Raw genomic sequence first — 22,648 nt, 5'->3', positions numbered from 1 at the left:
ATAAAATCGATTCAGCGAGGTCAATATGGAAAAAGTAGAAATTTTAGTCTCAGGGGGAATGGGCTATATCGGAAGTCATACTTGTGTCGAACTCATTAAAGCGGGTTATATCCCTGTGATACTCGATAATCTAATAAATTCGAATATAGAAGTGTTAAACCGAATTGAAAAACTGACAGGTGTCCGTCCTGTATTTTTCGAAGGGGATATAAGAGAAGCAAGTATGCTTCGCTGTATCTTTAAAGCACATAATATTCAATCTGTTATTCATTTTGCAGGTTTAAAGGCAGTGGGCGAGTCTGTTGAAAAGCCACTTAGTTACTATGATGTAAACGTCAATGGCACGCTTGTATTGCTTAAAGTAATGCAAGAACATGGCATTCACAGCATCATTTTCAGTTCGTCTGCCACTGTTTACGGTGAGCCTGACACTGTACCTATAGACGAAACCTTCAGTACGGGGGCAACGACCAGCCCTTACGGAACGAGCAAGCACATGGTTGAACGTATTTTAACGGACTTGCAGAGTTCAGCGCCTGAGTGGTCAATAACCCTGTTACGTTATTTTAACCCCGTCGGGGCACACTCGTCTGGCGAGATGGGGGAAGACCCGTCAGGGATCCCCAATAATCTTACCCCTTATATTACTCAAGTCGCTGTTGGTAAGCGTCCTATCCTTTCAATTTTTGGTGATGACTACCCCACGATTGATGGTACTGGCGTTCGGGATTATATCCACGTTATGGATCTGGCGGATGGACATGTTGCAGCACTGGATGTGGTGAGCAAGCAGCCTGGGCTACATGTTTATAATTTGGGAACGGGCAAAGGTACCAGTGTTTTAGAAATGCTTCATGCATTTGAGGTTGCTTGTGGCAAGCCCATTGCTCACGAATTTAAAGCCCGTCGTCAAGGTGATATTGCAGAGTATTGGTCAACACCGGAGAAAGCCCAACGTGAACTCCACTGGAAGGCAACACGAAACATTCAGGATATGGCTGATGATGCTTGGCGTTGGCAAAGCAATAACCCGGAAGGCTACAACGATTCAAATATTAATAAATGAGGTCCAACATGAGTTTACCCAAATTCGACCCAACAGAGGTGCCACATCGCCGGTATAACCCGCTAACTGACCAGTGGGTGCTTGTGTCACCTCACCGAGCTAAAAGACCGTGGAATGGCATGGATGAGGCTCCTGAGGCAACAAAACAGCCTGAATATGATGAAAAGTGTTTTTTATGCCCAACAAATAAAAGAGTCTCAGGTGAGATAAACCCAGACTACAAAGGAACTTTTGTTTTCCAAAATGACTTTTCTGCCTTAACACCACAAGGTTCTGCGCAGCCTGAAAATATAACTCGTTTGCTCCGCACTCAAGCTGTGCGAGGTCTTAGTCGAGTGATATGCTTTTCTCCAGATCACAGTAAAACATTGCCAGAACTGAGTGTTTCACAAATTAAAGACGTCGTGAAAACATGGAACGAACAGCTTTCTGAACTTGGGGAGGAGTATTTGTGGGTTCAAGCGTTTGAAAACAAAGGTGAAATGATGGGGTGCTCACAACCTCACCCTCACGGGCAGATTTGGGCCTCTGATTTTCTTCCTAACGAAATAAAGCGAAAAGATGAAAACCTACAGCGTTACTATAAGGAAAATGGCTCCAATCTTCTTTTGGACTACGCTGCTTTTGAAATGAGTGACGGAAAACGCACGGTGGTAGAAACGGAGCATTGGATTGCGGTGGTTCCATATTGGGCGGCTTGGCCATTTGAAACAATATTGATGCCAAAATCAATTGTTCATCGCATGAATGAATTAACGGAAGAGATGCAGGGTGACCTCGCACTTGCATTAAAAAAGCTCACTTCACGCTATGACAACCTGTTCAAAACATCTTTCCCTTACTCGATGGGATGGCACTTTGCACCTTTCTTCAAGGATGGCCAGAGCATTAACCATTGGCAGTTACACGCCCAATTTTATCCGCCATTACTACGTTCATCTTCAGTACGAAAATTTATGGTAGGCTATGAAATGTTGGCTGAAACGCAACGAGATTTGACTCCAGAACAGGCTGCAGAGAAGCTAAGAGCCGTTAGTGATATACATTATAAAAATTAAACAAGACCACGGCCTCGAGAGGCTGTGGCCTGTATTTTTAAAGATTTTTTAACCCTAGATTTATCTTCTGAATGGTTTCCTGAATGGTCATTAACCCATCTAAAGCATCAATGACCCCACGGCCAATGATATTTTCAGCCTGACGAAGATTAAATGCTTCTCCATTAGGCATTGTGGATTCACGGACTCCCGTCCTAATTTCATTATATGAAAGCGAAAGCCAAGGATAACGCTGCCTAACCTCTTGCATGTAAATATAATTACGCTGAATAGTATTCCCACCAAGCATCAGTATATGATCCTGAATGACGTCAGAGTATAGCCAGCGGTAAAAATGCTCGACTAATTCTGTCTTTTTACTACAACGTGACATACCTAAAACCCCACCGCCAATTTGAGGCTTTCCTCCAGGCACTGGGGCGAATCCAATGTTATTGGACATGGGGCTATGAGCTACATCATTAAATAAATTCATATACGCGATATTCATCGCAAGGCCTCCTGACTCAAACCGTTTTATCGATTCTCCCCACCACTCACTGTTAATCCGGTCTGTGTAGGAGAGTTGGTTCATGTAGTCAGTAAGCACTTTCTCAGCAATCAAAGGGCTTAAACTTGGTTCTGTACTGGTGTCAAACAAGCGTCCACCTGCGGCATAATAGCGTAGCAGGTACTCTGATGAGATTATTCCAGCACTGCCTGTTGTCGAAGAGGAGCCATAAGGTTTATTTTCGTTGCCTGCTTCTCGATGAGTATAGAAAAAATGGCTTATTTTGTCGTATTCTTCAAAAGTAGAAGGAACTTTCAGCTCTTTGCCTGTCGATTCAAAGTACATGCGTTTTGTAATTGGGTCTTCGAATAGGTCTTTTCTGTAAAACATAAGTTGTACACTTGCATCCAACGGCATTGCATAGGCTGTGCCATTAACCAAACAGAATCGGTTTTGCTTTTGTTCTGTGTACTTTGATTGCAAGTCTGTTAATCCATTACCTATCGCACTAAGTGGAACGAGTGTCTTTTCTGCAAACCAAGGAAAGAAAGCGACATCAACGCGTAATAAATCGTAAAAAGCATGTTCTTCTATCGTATTAAGGATGTTGAATATCTCACCAAAGGGGCGAACAGAGATATTAACGTGGACTCCTGTTTGGGCGAAAAAGTTAGGAAGCAGCTTTTGTAATGCGTCGGTTGAAGGACTGGGGATCGTTAGTAAATTAAGCGTATCAATTCGAAGACGTTCACCATCTCTAACCTCACTGGTGTAAACACGGCTACAAGGGTTGGAGATTTGCGGTTCCTGTTCTAGCTTTTGCCCCTCATTTTGAAATAAGCGAATAGCAACATCTTGACCTAATTGGGCGTAATTAATCGGGGAGCAATATATTCCATTAACCATTGGCGGTGTGCTGCCAGTTAATGAAAAAATACGGGGCGCAGCTCTCGAGCTTCCGAAATAACTAGCCTGAGTGATATATCGAGTTCTTTCGAGATCTTGCGTAATGATTGCATCTAACTTTTGGTTATTTGCGAAAAAATCAAATGCGGTATTGTAGGATTCGAGGTCGCTTGAGTAGCACACAACAATTTCGATATTCGGCACGTATTTTTGTAATGATAGCCGTACTTCCCGCACAAACTCCTCACTATTCAAATGATGTGAGGCCTCGGCAAAAACTCCAATTCTTTTATATGAGTTTTTTGCTATCTGATTTGCGATGGCTTCAGCTGCCTGAACGTAGTCAAGGCCAAAATGGATTTTAGCATTTTGGGGTTTTCGATAGACAAAAGTCACATTTTCAGGGGCAATTTGAAGCGTATCAAAATAAATAGCAGCATCATCAAGACAACTAACAGAGATAACACTTTTATATCCACCGGAGGCGATTTTTTGCAGTACTTTCAATTCTTTAGATTTGAGGTCATCAGTCAGGAAGATATCAAATGGCAAATCTGAACACTCTTCGATTGTTTGGCGAATAGAGTTGAATAGTACAGTGTATTTTTCTGATGTTAGGTGGGGGAGTACAATAGCAATCTTAATATTTGTATTTGCTCTGAGTAATTGAGCTTGTGTGTTAACGCTATAGCCCAGTTCTTTGGCTGCATTTAACACAGCTTCCATTTTCTCTACGCTGACGTTACCACGCCCATTTAACACATTAGAGACTGTGCCGTGCGAAACACCAGCAATCCTACAAATATCCCTCATCGTTGCCATTGATTATCCCCTCCAAATTGACTGTCAATAATAATACCTTAATTTGAGGTTATATAAAGATAAATGAAATTGATTCGTATCATCATATAGGACTTATTGTATGACTAAGAACATAATGAATTCAATTCTCTTACATCTAATTAACTTTGACTTATTGCATTGATATTTTTGGTATTAGTGAATTTTACTTTGAACATGATCACTTAATTCACTATAAAAGCTTTGTGATTATCTTAAATTATATATATTGATACGTATCAAATGCAGATAAGCATGATAATTACAAATAAAAGGAATTCACTATGAAAATCCATTTTTTAGGTACAGCTGCTTCCGAAGGTATCCCAAATCCATTTTGTCGATGTGAACATTGTTTAGAGGCACGCCGGCTAGGCGGAAAAGATATTCGAACCCAGTCATCCGCTATCATTGATGATGTTATGCTAGTAGATATGTCTCCGACGTTCAGTCATCAGTTATTGCGAGATGGTCGTGATGCGACTGATATTGAAACGCTTCTTTTTACGCATACTCACCCTGACCACTTTAATGTTGGCGATTTATATAGCCGTATGGAAGGTTATGGCTACGAAATATGTCACCCTTTGCACATTTTTGGTAACGACAGAGCAATTAATGGCTCTATCAGTGTTTTACCTGGTTACAGCAAAGAACGCTTCGGCTTTCATTGTATGGTTCCCTATGAAACCGTTGAGCATAATGGCTATAAAATCACCCCCTTGCTGGCTAATCATGCAAAGTGGGAATATTGTTTTGTGTATCATGTAGAGAAAGGTGGAAAGAGTATTTTTTACGGACATGACTCCGGTTGGTTCCCTGAATTGACTTGGAATTGGCTTGTCGATAAGCCGTTGGATATCGTTGTTTTAGAATGTACCTATGGCTTGAATGGTGATGATAGAACGGACAATCACATGAGTTTGGAAACCGTGTTTGCAGCCAAACAGAAGCTGGAAGATCAAGGCTGTATACACTCGAAGACAAAAACATTGGTTTCCCATATCTCACACAGCGCGCGTTTATTACATGAAAATCTGGAAAGTATTTGCGCTGAACATAACATTTTAGTTGCTTCTGACGGCCTCACGGTTGAAGCAAACTAAGGAGATCACTATGAGCGTGAATATAACTTCCAGGCTGTTGATTATGATGTTTGTCCAATATTTCATGCAAGGCGCATGGAATATGACGATGGGACTGGTATTGAGTTCTTATGGAATGGCTAACATCATTGGTAATGCTTATGCTTTACTGGGACTGGCGACTATCATGTCACCACTCTTCATCGGAATGATTGCGGATAGATTCTTTTCATCACAAAAGGTTATGGCTGTACTTCACATTATCAATGCAGGTGTGTTGCTAACGGTGCCTCAATTTGTGGAAACACAGAATGTTGGAATGACCTTGTTACTGATCTTTATCGTCGGTTTGCTGTTTTACCCTACCACAGCACTCTCCAATAGTATTACTTTCTCGCACATTAACGGCGTGAAAATGTTCCCGGTTATCCGAGTGTTTGGAAATTTCGGTTTCATGGTTGTGGGATTCTCATGGGTGAAATGGGCTTCTCTGGTAGTACCATGACTTGGTATATTGCTGCGGGTGCAGGTGTTGTGCTAGCGCTATACTGTTTAACACTGCCGGACACTCCTCCGAAAGCTAAAGACCAACCATTTAAGCCTAGGGATATTCTATGTCTTGACGCACTTTCTTTATTTAAAGACCGCTATTTCGCAATTCTCATGTTTAGCATCTTTGTGCTCATGATCCCAAAAACAGCCTATTCCGCTTATATTCCGGTATTCATTAAGGCGCTTGGGTTCGATAACGCAGCATCTATGATGCAGATTGGCGTGGCCTGTGAAATCGTCTTCATGTTTGTGCTGTCATTCGTGCTGTTAAAATTCGGGTTTAAAATTACATTAGCATTAGGTATTGGCTCTTGGATTATCCGAACAATCCTTTTCTCTTATGCAGCAATGGATACTGGCACGATGTTCATTATCATCGGCCTGTTACTGCAAGGTTTGTGTTGGGACTTTTTCTTTACTGCAGGCGACATCTATGTTGATAAAAAGGCGCGCCCAGAAATCCGAGCTCAGGCTCAAGGGATCCGCTTTATCGTCTCTAATGGTGCAGGCTTATTATTTGCTTCAACTGTCTGTGGTTATATTTTCAACAATACAGTCACAGAGACAGGAGCCGCGTCACTGCCTCAATGGGTTACCTATTGGCACTACCCAACAGTAGTTGCAGCCGTTGTATTAGTCTTCTTCCTTATTTTCTTTAAAGATGATGTTTCAAAAAAGAAAACAACGCAGCAAGATAATCACAATGTGGATGCTGTTGTTGAGAAATAAATGGAGTGAGGAGAGAGGTAAATGGAAGGCTTAACCTATATTTATGAGCAGTTAAGCAGCTTCCCTCCTACATTAATCAAGTTGATGGTCGCCTTTGTCTTAGGCGGCCTCCTTGGTTTAGAAAGGGAAGCAAAAGGTAAACCGGTTGGTTTTACCACATGTGTTATCATTTCTGTTGCTAGCTGCCTGTTAACGATTGTGTCAATACAATCCGCTGAATACTACGCAGGGATATCCGACAATATACGTAGCGATCCCATGAGGCTAGCGGCGCAGATTATTAGTGGAATTGGCTTTTTAGGTGCAGGGGTCATCATGCACCGCAGCGATGATGCCATCTCAGGCTTAACAACCGCTGCAATTGTGTGGGCTTCAGCTGGGATTGGTATAGCGTCAGGAAATGGTTTTTATATTCATGCTATCGCAGTGACGGTCTTATTTTTTGTTGCAATATGGATTAGCCCACAAGTCTTGCTCTATCAAGCAAAGAGCAAAAAACTTGGTAAATTAAATATCCGAATGTTGTTCAATGATGAGGATGGCTTGCAGTTAATGATTGACTACCTGAAATCGAACAAAAATATAATAGACAGTCTAAATATTCGGGATTTAAAAAAGGAGCGTGTTGAAGTTAACTTGAGAGTGAATGTCAGGCAAAAAATGACGTTAACTGAGTTTTACATAGCACTCAAACAACTCCCACATGTGCAGGCGGTGACTTTAGAGCATTAATATTAGGCCAGACAAATTATCTGGCCTAATATTACTATCAATTACTACTGTTATATATCCCCCACAGTCCCCATGTGTCATCTTCTACATAATTACCAGTTGCCAAAGAGCCATACATATCAGTCCCATACATGCCTTCGTTCATATTTCTAACCATTTGTCGCCCAGTTTCTGAGTGATAATACTGAATAGGAATTAAATGGTTTCTATCGAAAATAAATAGAGATTGCTCTTCCGCGGTTTTACAGCCTTTTTCCCACAGCAGTCGCCTTCTTGCATCTCTATCTACGGTTAGGCAGTATTCTGAGTTTTCATTAAAAATTTGAATAGCAGCGCCTGCTTCTGAAGAATACTTATGCTTTTCAATCACTTTTGTATGAAATACTTTATGATAACCATCAGCTGTCGCATTGGAATAATCGCACCGATAGGTCCAAGCATAATGATCGCCATCAAAGTTATCCCAAAGACAGACTACACCTCCCCAGCCCCATGCTGCTTCACCTAACCAGGGCTTGATAAATATGCTGTTTTCTTTTGGAAAATTGTCTAGCAAATTAAGTTGACGAGAAAGGACGGAGTTCATCTCTTTTGACGGTTTTACAGTAACTGGAATCGCGACTTTATCCAACTCGCCTTGCATTTTGTAATAAGTATCAACGGAGTCAGGGTCATCAACCGTAATTACATTTGCACCAATACTTCTGGCCCATGCTAGGTTCATGCGGATATCTTTTTGTTCGTTAGGACCTAATCGCTCTTCCATTGTGTAACAACAGTTACCAGTATTAAGAATATAGGCACTTTCAATATTTAACTGCCGACCATCCGTAGTGCTCTTAATGGTTACTCCTTGAGTAACTTTGTCTCTTTTCCATTGAATGAAATCTGGATTGGGCACAAATAACCCTAGTGCTTTTTGTTTGCTTTTAATAATTGAGATCATTCGAGCCATTGAGCCTTTAAAAGTGTTATCACTTTCTAAGCTAGTTGGCTTTTCATACATACCTTGATCTGAAAGACGCTTCGTAGTTGTAATAAAATCATCTGAGTTTTTAATCACAACCTCAACATTTGGCACCAATTTAGCGGGTTGCCGAGCCCAAGAAGCAACCGCTCGACTGGTATTGTCCTCATATTGTTCACCTGGAGGGTTAGGTATATCCATTTTATTGATTTTTTCCGCTCCCCAGGGACTAATATAAGGGTTTGCCATAACGGCGGAGTTCGCGCCTTCCTTTATAAGCAGTTCTTGCCACTTTTCATAAGTTGGCACATGCTCCATACCAAATTTGACAATAAATCGCTTTAGAACATCAGGATGTGTTTTAGCTTCTTCAGAAATCGCTTTCGCAACCATAATAATTGCTTTTTCATCTTTAATATCAAAATAAAAAAGAGATTGACCATTGTTTGCTATGTAATCTGTGATAACTTCTTCAACCGTTGGTACATATTGATTCGTCGCATCCCAGTTAACAGAATGCATTTGTTTTGATTGAATTTCACGTTGAGTAAGACTTGATATAGGGGGATTCGGGCCGCTATTTGTTTCAGGGTTGTAACCCATTTCCAATACACGACCAATATTAGCATCATGAAAAACCATTAGAGCCCCGTCACTAGAAAGTCTGACATCCGTTTCTATCGCGTGCCTGCATTTCTTGTATGAACCTTGGAACGCTAGCAGACTATTTTCGGGAACTTTGCCATTCATATCTCCCCTATGATCCACTGAAACAACGGTGTCATCTTTACCTATGAAATCTAAACGGTCATATTGTTCTTGCCCTGTAGGGCATGTTGCATTTGCTGTAATAGGAATTAAAGTCAATACGGCTGTGCTGAGTAAGAGCAATGTGTTTTTTTTGAAATTAGCGAATTGCAGATTCATTCTGTTCCTTAATTATTAGGTATTGAACAATTAAATGATTGAGATAAATCGATAGATCACTATCCCAGATATTTGGTCTATTCAGTACAGCATGGAAAAACTGAACAACCAGCCGCATTGGTCGCGGGGAAGGGGAAAATTTTAGTTAAGTGACGTGTCTCACATTATTATTGAGTTTAGTTATTGGCTATTTCCAAAAGAAATACACAAATTGTGGAGGGATATAAATCAGCAAAGTTGGTTTATATGGTATCGAGCTTGGTTAGAATTCCTCTAACCTTAAGCGTATTTAGTGGTATTTATTAGCACTGATTTGAAGACAATGAATAACCATTTTGGGGGTAGGGAGTATTTTACTGATACAGTAGGGGATAATGAAACGGTCATCAGGCGTTATTATGGTATCAGGATAAAGTCGATCAGGAACTCGGCCAACAAATGGAACTGCTCGGGGATTAATAAAGAATATAGCCCCCTTATCGTAGGAGGCCCAACTTAAAGCCATCTCTTCTCGAGGCGCTATTTTACTTATAGCAAAGCTATAGCGCTTTCAACATGCGAATTTCACAGTCACTATGGCCAGTATTACCCAGTGGCTCATCAATAAATTCAAAACCTAATTTTTCATACAGCTTAATGGCCGCTTGGAGCTCTTTGGTTGTCTCTAAATAGCAGCGGGTATAGCCCTGTTGTTTAGCAAACGCCAGTGACATTTGTACGATTTGCTTCGCTAGGCCTTTGCCTCTGAGTACAGAAGATAGGTACATTTTTTGTAGCTCAGCTGTTTGGCTATCACCACCTGCGACTTGCGAAACACCGCCACCGCCAACAATTTCGCCATCCATTTCCACCACCCAGTAAGCACTGCGCGGTTTGCTATAAACTTCAAATAAGGTATCTAAGATAGGGTCTGCAACGGCAAATCCTTTGTCTGCGGTTAAGCCATGTTCAGCAGAAACTTCGCGGATCACTGCGGCAATGCCTGCGTTATCTTGTTGTTCGATAAGACGAATTTTGTAGTTTTGTGTTGTCATGTGAAACTCTTGATTATTATTGTGTACAACTCAGTGTAGAGAGAACCAGAAGGGAACTTCAATCTGAGAACTGCGAACGCAGTCGTTTGATGATACTCGAATAAAAAGCCCTTATCAACGAATCGATAAGGGCTTAAAAATGATGAATTACTTAATAATTATAAAGAGGCGATAGTCACTTTTTGCGCTTCAATTTTAGCTTTTGCTTCAATATTAGCAGTTAAGCGTTCACGCTCTTTTTCAACAACGGCAGCAGGCGCGCGGCTCACAAAACCTTCGTTAGCTAATTTGCTTTCAATGGTTTCGATTTCTTTCACCACTTTTTCCAGCTCTTTATCTAAACGAGCCAGTTCTGCGTCTTTATCGACTAAGCCAGCCATTGGGATCAGCAGCTCTGCACCGCCAACGAGTTTAGTGACGGAAACCGGTGCTTCTTCACCATCAGCCAGTACGCGGATGCTTTCTAAACGTGCCATTGATTTGATAAAGCTTTGGTTTTCTTCGATACGACGTTTCGCATCAGCAGAAGCACCACGCAGCATCACATCCAGTGGCTTACCTGGAGAAATGTTCATTTCCGCACGAATATTACGGACAGCAATAATGGCTTCTTTGATCCACTCAAGGTCGCTCAGCGCAAGTTCATCCACTTTAGCCGCATCGAACTCAGGGAACGCTTGCAACATAATGGTATCGGCATCAATGCCTTTAACCACTTTCACACGCTGCCAGATAGTTTCAGTGATAAATGGAATGATTGGGTGAGCAAGGCGCAGTAAACCTTCTAGCACTTCAATCAGGGTGAAACGCGCTGCACGGACTTGCGCTTCGTTACCTTTATGAACAGCAGGCTTAGACAGCTCTAAGTACCAGTCACAGAATTCATTCCATGTGAAATCATATAAAATACCCGCTGCGATATCATAACGGTGAGTATCTAACGCTTCACGGTAAGCTTTCACGGTCTGATTAAATTGCGCCATGATCCAGCGGTCAGCCAATGAGAAGCTCATTTCGCCACCGTTTTGACCGCAGTCTTGGCCTTCCGTATTCATCAGAACGAAACGGCTCGCATTCCATAATTTATTACAGAAGTTACGGTAGCCTGACAGACGTTTCATATCCCAGTTAATATCACGGCCTGTTGATGCGAGTGCTGCTAAAGTAAAGCGCAGAGCATCAGTACCGTGGGCTTCGATCCCTTCTGGATACTCTTTACGGGTACGTTTAGCAATTTTCTCAGCCAGTTGTGGCTGCATCATGTTGCCAGTACGTTTTTCAAGTAAGTCTTCCAGAGAAATACCGTCAATCATATCCAGTGGGTCGATAACGTTCCCTTTGGATTTCGACATTTTTTGGCCTTCTTCGTCACGGATCAGGCCTGTCATGTAGACGGTTTTAAATGGCACTTGTGGCTCACCGTTTTCATCTTTGATGAAATGCATGGTCATCATGATCATACGGGCGATCCAGAAGAAAATAATATCGAAACCACTGACCAATACATCGGTTGGATGGAAAGTTTTCAGTGCATCGGTATTTTCTGGCCAGCCTAGGGTAGAGAATGTCCACAGACCGGAAGAGAACCAGGTATCCAGTACGTCATCATCTTGGCGCAGAGCGATATCCGCACTTAGATTGTTTTCACGACGAACTTCGTCTTCATCGCGACCCACATAGACATTGCCTTTTTCGTCATACCATGCAGGGATGCGATGACCCCACCACAGTTGGCGAGAAATACACCAGTCTTGAATATCACGCATCCAAGAGAAATACATGTTTTCATATTGGCGTGGAACGAATTGAATACGGCCATCTTCAACAGCTTTAATGGCATCACGCGCTAAAGGTTCGGTACGTACATACCATTGGTCGGTCAGCATTGGTTCAATAACCACGCCGCCACGGTCACCGTAAGGCACAGTTAAGTCATGCGGTTTAACTTCAACTAACAGGCCAAGTTGTTCGAACTCTGCCACGATAGCTTTACGAGCCGCAAAACGTTCCATACCGCGGTAAGCTTCTGGGATTTCACAGCTATATGCGGTAGATGGGTTACCGTTAGTATCGAAAACTTCCGCTTCATTACGGACGTTACCGTCTAAGTCCATCATGTTAATCATGGTTAACTGATGGCGTTTACCGACTTCATAGTCATTAAAGTCATGAGCAGGGGTGATTTTCACACAACCGGTGCCTTTTTCCATGTCGGCGTGTTCGTCACCCACAATTGGAATACGGCGATTGATAATTGGCAGAATAATTTCTTTGCCAATTAAATCTTTATAGCGTGGATCTTCCGGGTTAACTGCGACACCGGTATCCCCTAACATGGTTTCAGGGCGGGTAGTTGCGACCACTAAATAGTCTTTGCCTTCAGCGGTTTTTGCGCCATCAGCTAATGGATAACGCAGGTGCCACATAGAGCCTTTAACTTCACGGTTTTCAACTTCTAAGTCAGAAATTGCCGTGTGCAGTTTCGGGTCCCAGTTAACTAAGCGTTTACCACGATAAATTAAGTTTTCTTTGTAAAGGCGAACGAACGCTTCTTTAACGGCTTTAGATAAGCCTTCATCCATAGTGAAACGTTCACGTTCCCAATCAACAGAGTCGCCTAAACGACGCATTTGTTGTGAAATGGTACCGCCAGATTCCGCTTTCCATTCCCAGATTTTGTCAATGAATGCATCGCGGCCGTAGTCGTGGCGGTTTTTACCTTCTTCTGCTGCGATTTTACGCTCAACGACCATCTGAGTTGCGATACCCGCATGGTCTGTCCCCGTTTGCCATAAGGTGTTTTTACCTTGCATACGTTGGTAGCGGATCATGGTATCCATGATGGTTTGCTGGAAGGCGTGACCCATGTGCAGGCTACCAGTGACATTCGGTGGTGGAATGACGACGCAGAAGCTGTCTTGGGTGGTATCCCCATTAGGTTTAAAATAACCGCTTTTCTCCCAGTGAGCATACAGAGATTGCTCAATCTCAGCGGGGTTATACGTTTTATCGAGCGAAGGCTCATTCATTGGGCTATCTGGTTTCTTTTCCATTGTCTTTTTGTATTCAGTAAGTTGGCGGCGCCGCCATAGTCAAATTGAAGCCGACGCTACGGTAAGTTTTATACCGTTCACGCGCCAACTGTTTTAAAGTTTCATCAATAGGTACGAAGTCTACCACTTCATGGAAAGCCGTGGCAAAATCTGCGAATTGATTTTGTAAATTAATCAGAACATCACGAGGAGTATTTCCCCGTTTAGCTGGCCAACAAATTTCAATCGGAGCACCATAACGTGGCCCTTCACCTGCCAGATTATGCGGGACAAACTGGTGCGGGTCGCGTTGCCACAGGGCTTCATCAATCTTTTCAGCTTGTTGTTGTGTTTCGCAAGCAATCAAAACGCGTTTTCCACTGCGCCATAGCTGAGCCGCAAGCTCACAAGCTAACAATTCGTGGCCATCGAGTTCTGATGACGGCGAGGGAAGTTCAAGTTGATAGAATATTGCTTTTTTCATATACCCGTCTATACCCGTCATACTTCAATCTGTAGGGGTGTTGGCTACACGTTTTCACCTTAGTCACATACTTTTGTATGCTCCCAAGGTCTCAACCGCTTGCCGCCTACCTACAAACTGAATTATTTAGGGTATAGCGTAAATAGCTGCCCTTCAATTTGCAGGGTTGTTGGTTATGTTCTTTTGGTGACTGAAAGCCAGATTATTTCTATGCTGAATTATAACCTTTTTTATAGCTGGCTCAAAATGGCTTTCTTGGGACATCAAAAACCAAAAAATAATATCCCGAATCGCTATTGCTCATCGGGATATTTTTACGAGTGATATACAGCTAAATCACTAAATGGGATTAATCATCACCATTAAGGCCGGCACGGTTCAATAAGAACTGTGCGAGCATAGAAACAGGGCGACCAGTAGCCCCTTTCGCTGCGCCAGAACGCCAAGCAGTCCCTGCGATATCAAGGTGTGCCCAGTTATATTTCGTGGCAAAGCGAGATAGGAAACAGCCTGCAGTGATAGCCCCCGCAGGACGACCACCTGTATTGGCTAAATCCGCAAAGTTCGGTGTGATTTGGTCAAAATATTCATCGGCTAATGGTAAACGCCATGCACGGTCACCCGCTTGCTCAGATGCATTTAACAGTTCGTGAGCCAGTGGGTTATGGTTTGACATCAAACCGGTGTAGTGGCTACCTAATGCAATCACGCAAGCCCCTGTTAAGGTTGCGATATCGATAACCAGCTCAGGCTCAAAACGTTCAATATAGGTGAGAGCATCACACAGAACTAAACGGCCTTCGGCATCGGTATTGAGGACTTCAACGGTTTGCCCTGACATCGTCGTTAGGATGTCACCCGGACGATAAGCGCGACCGCCTGGCATGTTTTCACAGCCAGCTAATACCCCAATCACGTTGATTGGCAGTTGCAACTCAGTGATAAAACGCATGACGCCATATACACTTGCGGCACCACACATATCGTATTTCATTTCATCCATGCCTTCGGATGGCTTGATTGAAATACCGCCAGAGTCAAAGGTTAGACCTTTACCAAGTAAAACGATTGGCTTACTTTCAGGGTCTGAACTGCCTTTATATTCCATGATGGACATTAGCGATTCATTTTGTGAACCTTGACCCACCGCGAGATAGGCGTTCATTCCTAACTCTTTCATTTGCTCTTCACCAATGACTCGAGTGGTGAGTTTGCTGTCTGAAATATCTGCTAATTGACGTGCTTGGGACGCTAAATAACCTGCATTACAGATGTTTGGCGGCATATTACTTAAATCTTTCGCTGCTTTAACCCCAGATGCAATAGCTAATCCGTGAGAAATAGCACGCTCACCACTGGTTAATTCACGGCGTGTTGGTACATTGAATACCAGTTTACGCAGTGGGCGGCGATGTTCTGTTTTATTACTTTTCAGTTGATCAAACACATACAGCGATTCTTTCGCTGTTTCGACAGCTTGACGAACTTTCCAGTAGTTATTGCGGCCTTTGACATGTAATTCAGTTAAGAAACAGACGGCTTCCATTGAGCCCGTTTCATTCAACGTACTGATTGTTTTCTGAATAATTTGTTTAAATTGGCGCTCATCTAATTCGCGTTCTTTACCACAGCCGATAAGTAGAATGCGTTCAGACAGAACGTTGGGTACATGATGGAGTAGCAGGGATTGCCCCACTTTACCCTCAAGTTCGCCGCGGCGCAGCAGGGCGCTGATATATCCGTCACTTATTTTGTCCAGCTGTTCAGCAATTGGGGACAGACGGCGTGGTTCAAAGACTCCGACAACAATACACGCACTGCGTTGTTTTTCCGGGCTACCACTTTTTACACTAAACTCCATGCGTTCTCCTGAATCTTAAAGACAAAGGCCGATGCTCCCGCTAAAATTAGCGTTTCGCATGATCTACCTCATAGAGAATGAACTCTTTATGTTAAACTAACCATCTATACGCGAAATAGCTCACGTTGTATGCTGTTAATTGCGATACACCATGAAGTATGGCGGGTATATCTGGTTTCTCGAATATTAAGCATGTTCTGATATTTCTATCAGTACAGAGAATGCTTTTATATCATTGTAGCCATACAATAAACTAGAGTATATGTTAGTAAATGGCAGACATCGAACGAACTTAGCCATTTTCTTCCCAAAAGACAAGTTTTCACAGGCGTAATAAGCGTGATCATTATTAGATATTTGGTACGGGAAACCCTGAAAAGTCAGTTAGCCATACTTTTTGTATTGATGCTAATCTTTTTTAGTCAGAAGTCGATAGATATTCTTGGCGCAGCGGTTCAGGGTAACATTCCTTCAAACTTAGTACTTCCTTTGCTGGGGTTAGGTGTGCCTGAAATGGCGCAGCTTATCTTGCCTTTGAGCCTATTCCTTGGGCTTTTGATGACTTACAGTAAACTTTATACTGAAAGTGAAATCACGGTAATGCACGCCTGCGGTTTAGGCAAAAGTGTTTTAGTGAAAGCCGCGTTAGTCCTTGCGGTGATTACCGCGATGGTCGCAGTTGCTAACATTACATGGATGCTGCCATGGTCATCTCAATATCAAGAGCAAGTATTGGCGGATGCGAAAGCGAATCCTGGGCTAGCAGCCATGGTGGAAGGGCAATTTAAAACCACTAAAGATGGCAACTATGTGCTGTATATCGGTGATGTAAAAGGGAATAACTTCAAGAACGTTTTTCTTGCTCAGTTACGTGCTGCAAATGAACAACGACCTTCTGTTGTGGTAGCTGATAGCGGCTATATGAAAGAAGACCCTGATGGCCGTCAAGTCGTTGTTCTAAATGAAGGAACTCGTTATGAAGGAACAGCGCTACTGCGCGATTTTCGCATAACGGACTTTGTTAATTACCAAGCCATTGTTGATCACCAAACTGCAGAAACGCGTAGTGACCGAGTCGAGCAAAAAAATATGTTGCAACTGTGGTCTGAAAATACGCCTGAAGTAAACGCGGAGTTCCATTGGCGTTTAACGATTGTTTTCTCTGTTGTTGTCATGGCTTTGATGGTTGTGCCGTTAAGCGAGGTTAACCCACGTCAGGGGCGGGTGTTGAGTATGCTTCCTGCGATGCTGCTGTACCTTATTTTCTTTCTATTACAGAGCACATTGCGGAATAGTGCCGATAAAGGCGACCTCGACCCAAGGTATACCATGTGGGCGGTAAATGTGGGGTATTTGATATTAGCGATAGTTTTAAATGCGTGGAATACTGTCCCAATGCGCCGTATGCGTCTTAAATTGAGTAAAGGGGTTGCCTGATGTTTGGTGTTTTAGATAGGTATATCGGTCGAACCATCTTAAATTCGATTTTAGTGACGCTATTTCTGCTCGTTTCACTGGCAGGGATCATTAAATTTGTCGAGCAGCTTCGCAAAGTGGGCGATGGCGACTACACGGCATTGAGTGCAGGTGTATTCACCTTATTAACTGTCCCAAAAGATATTGATATTTTCTTCCCAATGGCGGCATTGTTGGGAGCACTAATGGGGTTAGGCGCACTGGCTTCACGTAGTGAGCTGGTGGTCATGCAAGCTTCCGGCTTTACCCGTTTACAAATTGCATTATCTGTGATGAAAACGGCTGTTCCATTGGTCATTGTTGCGATGTTTATCGGTGAGTGGATTGCGCCTGCGGGAGAGCAGTGGGCAAGAAACTATCGTGCAGAAAAAATTGTGGGTAACTCATTAGTGGTGACAGATGAGGGGATGTGGGCAAAAGATGCCAATGACTTTATCCATATTCAGCGGATTAATAATGCGACCTCGATTCAAGATGTATCGGTTTATCGCTTTGATGATCAACGTAAGTTGAAGTCAGTTATGTTTGCCGCAAATGGCGAATACGACTCAACAAATCAACTTTGGGTGCTATCTCAAGTGGATGAGTCAATTTTAAGTAGTGAGAAAAAAATCACAGGTTCACAGCGACTAACAGTAGATTGGAAAACTAATCTGACCCCAGAAAAACTGGGAATAGTTTCACTGAATGCTGACTCGCTATCCATTCGCGGCTTGTATCAATATGTCTCGTATTTAAAAGAGAGTGGCCAAGTGGCTGCTGTTTATGAGCTTAGTATGTGGAAAAAAATACTCGCGCCATTATCCGCAGCCGTCATGATGCTAATGGCAGTTTCATTTATTTTTGGGCCACTGCGTACCGTTCCTATGGGTGTTCGTGTTATTTCAGGTATCGTGGGGGGGTTCCTCTTCTACGTACTTAACCAAGGGTTTGGTAACTGGAGTTTAGTCTATTCGGTTCCCCCTATCATTGCTGCTGTTTTACCGAGCCTGCTATTTTTGATAGTGAGTATTGTTTTGCTAGTTAAGCGAAAATAACGGTAGGCCAATGAAAAATAAAAAACGGTAGTAAATTGAAAATCTACCGTTTTTTTTAGCCAAACAGTGCGTAACCTAGAGCGCTGATATAGGTTAATAACCCAGTTTGTGGTTGGAATAACTTTTTCCTGACGATAGATGTATTTGCTGGGTTATCAATAATAGCTAAAATATTTTCGCCACTGCGATTAGCTAGTTGTTGAGCAAGAGAAAACATTCCCCCGCATAGGCTATTATGGGTTTTGAATTTAAACGCTTTCTGACATTTTTCACGATAAATTCGCCTCTCTTCTTGCCGATAAGCTCGGATAGCCTGCATTTCAAAATCGCCTAAATACTTACAGGTAAATTGAGGGTTAATTGATTTATCTTCTATCTGTTGGGAATATTTAACTTTATGGCTTTTAATGTCATTTAGGATACTCGCCAATTCTGATTGACTTGTTTTATGGGCCAGAGTGGAATGGCTACTGGGTGATGTAGCGTAATTTTTAGTTCTCATTTTAGCTTTGCGGTTGTGGATAAAGTAGCTAAAAGATTACCGAGAAGATTAGATAATTGATTTTAAAAATGGATAGTAAATTTATTAAAAACAGCCTGAATATCTCAGGCTGTCCAGACTGCAGCCAAACATATAATGTTTGGCTGCAAGTCGAATAGGTTTTTAAAATAAACTAGGAAAATCAAATTATTGATTTTCGGCTGATAACACAAAGTGGGAAAAACCACGCTTTTATCCCGCTTTGTCAACAACCTCAACAGCCTGAATATCTCAGGCTGTTGTCGCAATTAACGTGATAACACGGGTAAATCCACGTTTTAAGGTTGGGGTGTAACTCGCCATTGCTTGTAACGCTTCGGCGGTACTCCTTCAATGTTTCCCATACGCATGGTTAGTAGACAATGAAGCGACTAGTTCGTTAACGCCAATCGTTAATTTACTGAATTTACTGCTATCTTTTCGGGTCATCACCACAAATACCCCAATGTTTTGCTGTGGTATCATCGCCATATAGGTATTAAACCCACCGCCACCACCGGTTTTCTGATAAATACCCGGAGTGCCATTTTTAGGTTTCATATACACCCACCCAAGGCCGAGTCCATCAGCATGGCCTGCAACATCCATCCCTTTAATTTCTAAAAGCTTTTCACGTGGGAAATAGATACCTTGTTCACGGGCTGCGGTGACTTTTCTTAAGTTACTGTCTGTCGATAAAAATTGTTGCATCCATTTTTGCATATCTGCAGGGGTAGAATACACGCCACCACTGCCTGCTGCTGCGAGTGTGTTATGGCAAGGGCTTGGTTTCGTTCCTTCCATTAAACGGGCACATTGAGCATTATTTGGCGTGTAAGTGGTATTTGTCATCTTAGCCGGAGAAGTCACGTAATGGCTAAATAACTGTGGGTATGAGTGCCCTGACGCTTTAACCATCGCATCAGCGAGTAAATCATATGCAAGGTTGGAGTAGGAGGCTTCTGTACCCGGTGTTGCATCTAACTTGCCAGTTTTTAGCCATGTCCAGCGGTTATCTTGAGTTGGCCAAATAAAAACAGGACGTCCCCATTTCCCACCGGGTTGTTCACGAGGTAACCCACTGGTATGGCTTGCTAAATGATATAAGCGAATAGGTTGCCCACTGGCATTATCAGGAACATTAACACCGTGGTAGGCGTACTGTTGCAACGGATCAGTAATTAACAGTTTCTTATCTTGCTCGAGCTTAATTAATATTTCGCTTGTCATTAATTTTGTAATTGATGCAATGCGAATTAATGAATTTGGGCCCGGTTTTTTACCATTACCCGGCGCAGTTTCACCATAATAGCGCGATAGCGCCTGATTATTATCGATAACAATAATCGCCATGCCTCGCGCATCACTTTCATTAAAAATGCGATTAGCATATAAATCGACAATCTTAGCGACGCGCTCGTAAGTCCTTCTATCTCCCTCAAAAACCTGCCAGTCTGAGGATTCAACATCATTACTTTGCAGAAATTTTGGTGCTTTTTCTGTCTTACTTGAACATGCCATTAACACTAAAGATAATGCGGATACAGACAGAACTTTTAGAAATGATTTCTTCATGTTGGAAGCCAGCCGATATGATTGTTTGCAAATAGCTTTTCAGCCAATATTATTTTTTCTTAGCGAAAATCTTCATGACGACACCAATTAAGATGCCAATAAAGATACCTGTTGCTATCCACCCAACAAAACCCATGATTAAACCTTAAATATTGACATTAGATTGCAGATAAACTAACAAAAATAATGACCTGCCGCCAGTCACAGAGCCTCGCGATAAGAAAAATAATTTGGGAAAAGTTAACATACTCATTAATAGATATATAAACAAAAGAAGCTTTCCCTGTGATTTTATCAAATCTAAGGAATATGCTTTTTTTTTAATCGAACAAACAACATCTTCACGAATAAGTGTTGCCAGTAGGCATAAGGCAAGTATAATGACAGCGTTTTCCAAGAAACACATCACTTCGTGCCGGAGTGGCGGAATTGGTAGACGCAGTTGATTCAAAATCAACCGCCTTCGGGTGTGCCGGTTCGAGTCCGGCCTTCGGCACCATAAGAACATCAAGAGACGTCAACCGACGTCTTTTTTTGTATCTGAAATCCAGTGTTTGCAAGGCTTCCCCCGTGTTTTCAGTCAATGCATGTCAACCTAACTCAACCCACATCAACCTCCGAGTGAGTATACATCTGAGTATATACACCGCTTCGATAATGAATGTATACTCATTATATCTCGAATTACCGATGCTAAAGCAATACAGGCGCAGCCTGTGGCGTAGGTACATAGTTGATTATGTCACTCGAAATCATCAACTGTAATCTGAGATATCTCGTTTATATACTCACTCTGGGGTGAAGAGGACAAAGAATATGGCATTAACCGATATGAAAGTTCGTGCAGCTAAACCAGACGAGAAAGCTTATACACTGACAGACAGTGATGGCTTGTTTCTTTATATTCACCCCAATGGTTCTAAATATTGGCGCTTCCGTTTTCGCTTTGGCGGCAAACAACATTTAATGGCTTTTGGTGTATACCCTGAAATTTCTTTAGCAGATGCCAGAGAAAGAAGGGATGCCGCTAGAAAGCAAGTTGCTTTAGGTATCGATCCTCGTGAGCTCAAGAAAGAATTAAAGGAAGAGCAGCAAAAAGAGTTCAATACCTTTGAGAAGGTTGCTCGTGATTGGCATGCAACAAATAAGAAGTGGTCAGAAGGTCATAGCCATCGAGTACTCAAAAGCCTTGAGGACAATATCTTTGCTGCTATTGGTAAGCGTAATATCGCTGAACTGAAAACTCGCGATCTACTCGAACCGATTAAAGCCGTAGAGATGTCTGGACGTCTTGAGGTGGCGGCGCGTTTACAACAACGTGTAACAGGCATCATGCGCTATGCCGTACAAAGCGGTTTAATTGACTATAACCCAGCGCAAGACATTGCTGGTGCAGTTGCCACTGGTAAAAGAGTTCATAGAGCAGCATTAGAGCTTAAACGCCTACCTGAGTTCTTACAACGTATTGACGATTATAAAGGAAGACCTTTAACTAAACTTGCCGTCAAACTTACCTTGTTAGTCTTCATTCGTTCCAGTGAACTACGCTTCGCCCGTTGGGATGAAATTGATTTTGAGAATGCCATGTGGACGATCCCTGCTGAACGCGAAGCGATAGAAGGGGTTAAGCACTCCCATCGTGGATCAAAAATGCGTACTCCTCACTTAGTCCCTTTAAGCCGACAAGCCATTGAGATTTTAAAACAGATCTATCAATTCAGCGGTAACCATGAATTGATATTTATCGGCGATCACAACCCTAGAAAACCGATGAGTGAAAATACGGTAAACAACGCATTACGAGTGATGGGCTATGACACTAAGACAGAAGTATGTGGGCATGGCTTCAGAACGATGGCGTGTAGCTCGTTGATTGAGTCAGGGCTATGGTCGAAGGATGCAGTAGAAAGGCAAATGAGCCACCAAGAACGCAACTCAGTGAGGGCTGCTTATATTCATAGAGCTGAACATATTGAGGAACGGAGGCTGATGGTGCAGTGGTGGGCTGATTATCTGGATGCGAATAGGGAGAGGGAAATTTCGCCGTTTAGTTTTGCGAAATTAGGCAATGAGATAGTGTGAGGGTTGCAGATACAGTTTTGCATACCTTGCTAGATATTCATCAAAAGCTGGTTAGCCAAGAAAGCGATTTAATTGCTTAGGTATGAAGGAGGGCTAACAGGACACGGTCTTCGCCACGAGATGGGGACTATCGTGAGAAAGGTTTTAATTTAGCATGGGTTGAAACCCAGCTGGCACATATCGATAAAAACGCGA

15 protein-coding genes, 1 tRNA gene and 1 pseudogene are annotated in these 22,648 nt (G+C 42.5%); 9 read left to right on the top strand and 8 right to left on the bottom strand.

The genetic code is table 11. The features are described 5' to 3' along the window. Positions 1-25 precede the first annotated feature (25 nt). Positions 26-1,066 (top strand): UDP-glucose 4-epimerase GalE, encoded by a 1,041-nt coding sequence (galE, locus tag PR809_RS04305; RefSeq protein ID WP_102138177.1) that lies wholly within the window; start codon positions 26-28, stop codon positions 1,064-1,066. An 8-nt stretch (positions 1,067-1,074) separates the two neighbouring features. Continuing rightward, the gene (locus tag PR809_RS04300; protein WP_102138176.1) at positions 1,075-2,124 is read left to right on the top strand and encodes a UDP-glucose--hexose-1-phosphate uridylyltransferase; all 1,050 of its coding nucleotides are present in this window, start codon (positions 1,075-1,077) and stop codon (positions 2,122-2,124) included. A 37-nt stretch (positions 2,125-2,161) separates the two neighbouring features. On the opposite strand, the gene PR809_RS04295 is transcribed toward PR809_RS04300, so the two are convergent. Then, positions 2,162-4,342 (bottom strand): extracellular solute-binding protein, encoded by a 2,181-nt coding sequence (locus PR809_RS04295; RefSeq protein ID WP_102138175.1) that lies wholly within the window; start codon positions 4,340-4,342, stop codon positions 2,162-2,164. Between the two features lie 302 nt (positions 4,343-4,644). Between PR809_RS04295 and PR809_RS04290 the strand changes: the two genes are divergently transcribed. The 3 genes and pseudogenes from PR809_RS04290 (at position 4,645) to PR809_RS04280 (ending at position 7,458) form a co-directional block, all read left to right on the top strand. After that, positions 4,645-5,466, top strand: coding sequence for an MBL fold metallo-hydrolase (locus PR809_RS04290; RefSeq protein ID WP_102138174.1), 822 nt, complete (start codon positions 4,645-4,647; stop codon positions 5,464-5,466). A 10-nt stretch (positions 5,467-5,476) separates the two neighbouring features. Next, positions 5,477-6,600: pseudogene (locus PR809_RS04285) on the top strand (MFS transporter); the annotation flags it as partial. A gap of 147 nt (positions 6,601-6,747) precedes the next feature. Next, positions 6,748-7,458 carry an MgtC/SapB family protein gene (locus PR809_RS04280; protein ID WP_181489922.1) on the top strand — a complete coding sequence of 237 codons (711 nt, stop codon included), beginning with the start codon at positions 6,748-6,750 and terminating at the stop codon, positions 7,456-7,458. A 37-nt stretch (positions 7,459-7,495) separates the two neighbouring features. On the opposite strand, the gene PR809_RS04275 is transcribed toward PR809_RS04280, so the two are convergent. The 5 genes from PR809_RS04275 to pepA all read right to left on the bottom strand — a co-directional run bounded on the left by PR809_RS04275 (position 7,496) and on the right by pepA (position 15,763). After that, complete coding sequence (locus PR809_RS04275) at positions 7,496-9,352, bottom strand: glycerophosphodiester phosphodiesterase family protein (protein WP_206276051.1); 1,857 nt, start codon at positions 9,350-9,352, stop codon at positions 7,496-7,498. Between the two features lie 539 nt (positions 9,353-9,891). Further along, the gene (locus PR809_RS04265; protein WP_102138171.1) at positions 9,892-10,386 is read right to left on the bottom strand and encodes a GNAT family N-acetyltransferase; all 495 of its coding nucleotides are present in this window, start codon (positions 10,384-10,386) and stop codon (positions 9,892-9,894) included. A 158-nt stretch (positions 10,387-10,544) separates the two neighbouring features. Next, positions 10,545-13,415 (bottom strand): valine--tRNA ligase, encoded by a 2,871-nt coding sequence (locus PR809_RS04260; protein ID WP_206276058.1) that lies wholly within the window; start codon positions 13,413-13,415, stop codon positions 10,545-10,547. Positions 13,416-13,452: 37 nt separating this feature from the next. Next, a complete protein-coding gene (locus tag PR809_RS04255; RefSeq protein ID WP_102138261.1) occupies positions 13,453-13,902 on the bottom strand; it encodes a DNA polymerase III subunit chi in 450 nt (149 codons plus the stop codon). 349 nt (positions 13,903-14,251) lie between these two features. Next, positions 14,252-15,763, bottom strand: coding sequence for a leucyl aminopeptidase (gene pepA / locus PR809_RS04250; RefSeq protein WP_102138169.1), 1,512 nt, complete (start codon positions 15,761-15,763; stop codon positions 14,252-14,254). A gap of 339 nt (positions 15,764-16,102) precedes the next feature. On the opposite strand from pepA, the gene lptF reads away from it, so the two are divergent. Together lptF and lptG are read left to right on the top strand one after the other, a co-directional pair. After that, positions 16,103-17,200: an LPS export ABC transporter permease LptF gene (gene lptF / locus PR809_RS04245; protein WP_102138168.1), complete on the top strand. Its 1,098-nt coding sequence runs from the start codon at positions 16,103-16,105 to the stop codon at positions 17,198-17,200. Further along, positions 17,200-18,276, top strand: a complete 1,077-nt coding sequence (lptG, locus tag PR809_RS04240) for an LPS export ABC transporter permease LptG (RefSeq protein ID WP_166264052.1) — start codon at positions 17,200-17,202, stop codon at positions 18,274-18,276. The genes lptF and lptG overlap by 1 nt, the downstream gene beginning before the upstream one ends. A 55-nt stretch (positions 18,277-18,331) precedes the next feature. On the opposite strand, the gene PR809_RS04235 is transcribed toward lptG, so the two are convergent. Together PR809_RS04235 and ampH are read right to left on the bottom strand one after the other, a co-directional pair. Further along, positions 18,332-18,778 carry a hypothetical protein gene (locus PR809_RS04235; protein ID WP_102138166.1) on the bottom strand — a complete coding sequence of 149 codons (447 nt, stop codon included), beginning with the start codon at positions 18,776-18,778 and terminating at the stop codon, positions 18,332-18,334. A gap of 369 nt (positions 18,779-19,147) precedes the next feature. After that, positions 19,148-20,371 carry a D-alanyl-D-alanine-carboxypeptidase/endopeptidase AmpH gene (ampH, locus tag PR809_RS04230; protein WP_166264056.1) on the bottom strand — a complete coding sequence of 408 codons (1,224 nt, stop codon included), beginning with the start codon at positions 20,369-20,371 and terminating at the stop codon, positions 19,148-19,150. 414 nt (positions 20,372-20,785) lie between these two features. On the opposite strand from ampH, the gene PR809_RS04225 reads away from it, so the two are divergent. Continuing rightward, positions 20,786-20,870, top strand: a tRNA-Leu gene (locus PR809_RS04225). A gap of 317 nt (positions 20,871-21,187) precedes the next feature. Continuing rightward, complete coding sequence (locus PR809_RS04220) at positions 21,188-22,453, top strand: tyrosine-type recombinase/integrase (RefSeq protein WP_181488751.1); 1,266 nt, start codon at positions 21,188-21,190, stop codon at positions 22,451-22,453. The last annotated feature ends 195 nt before the right edge of the window (positions 22,454-22,648 follow it).

Origin of the sequence: Providencia sp. PROV201, assembly GCF_028479545.1 — a bacterium.
GTDB lineage: Bacteria > Pseudomonadota > Gammaproteobacteria > Enterobacterales > Enterobacteriaceae > Providencia > Providencia huaxiensis.
This window is presented reverse-complemented; position numbering and strand designations above follow the sequence as displayed.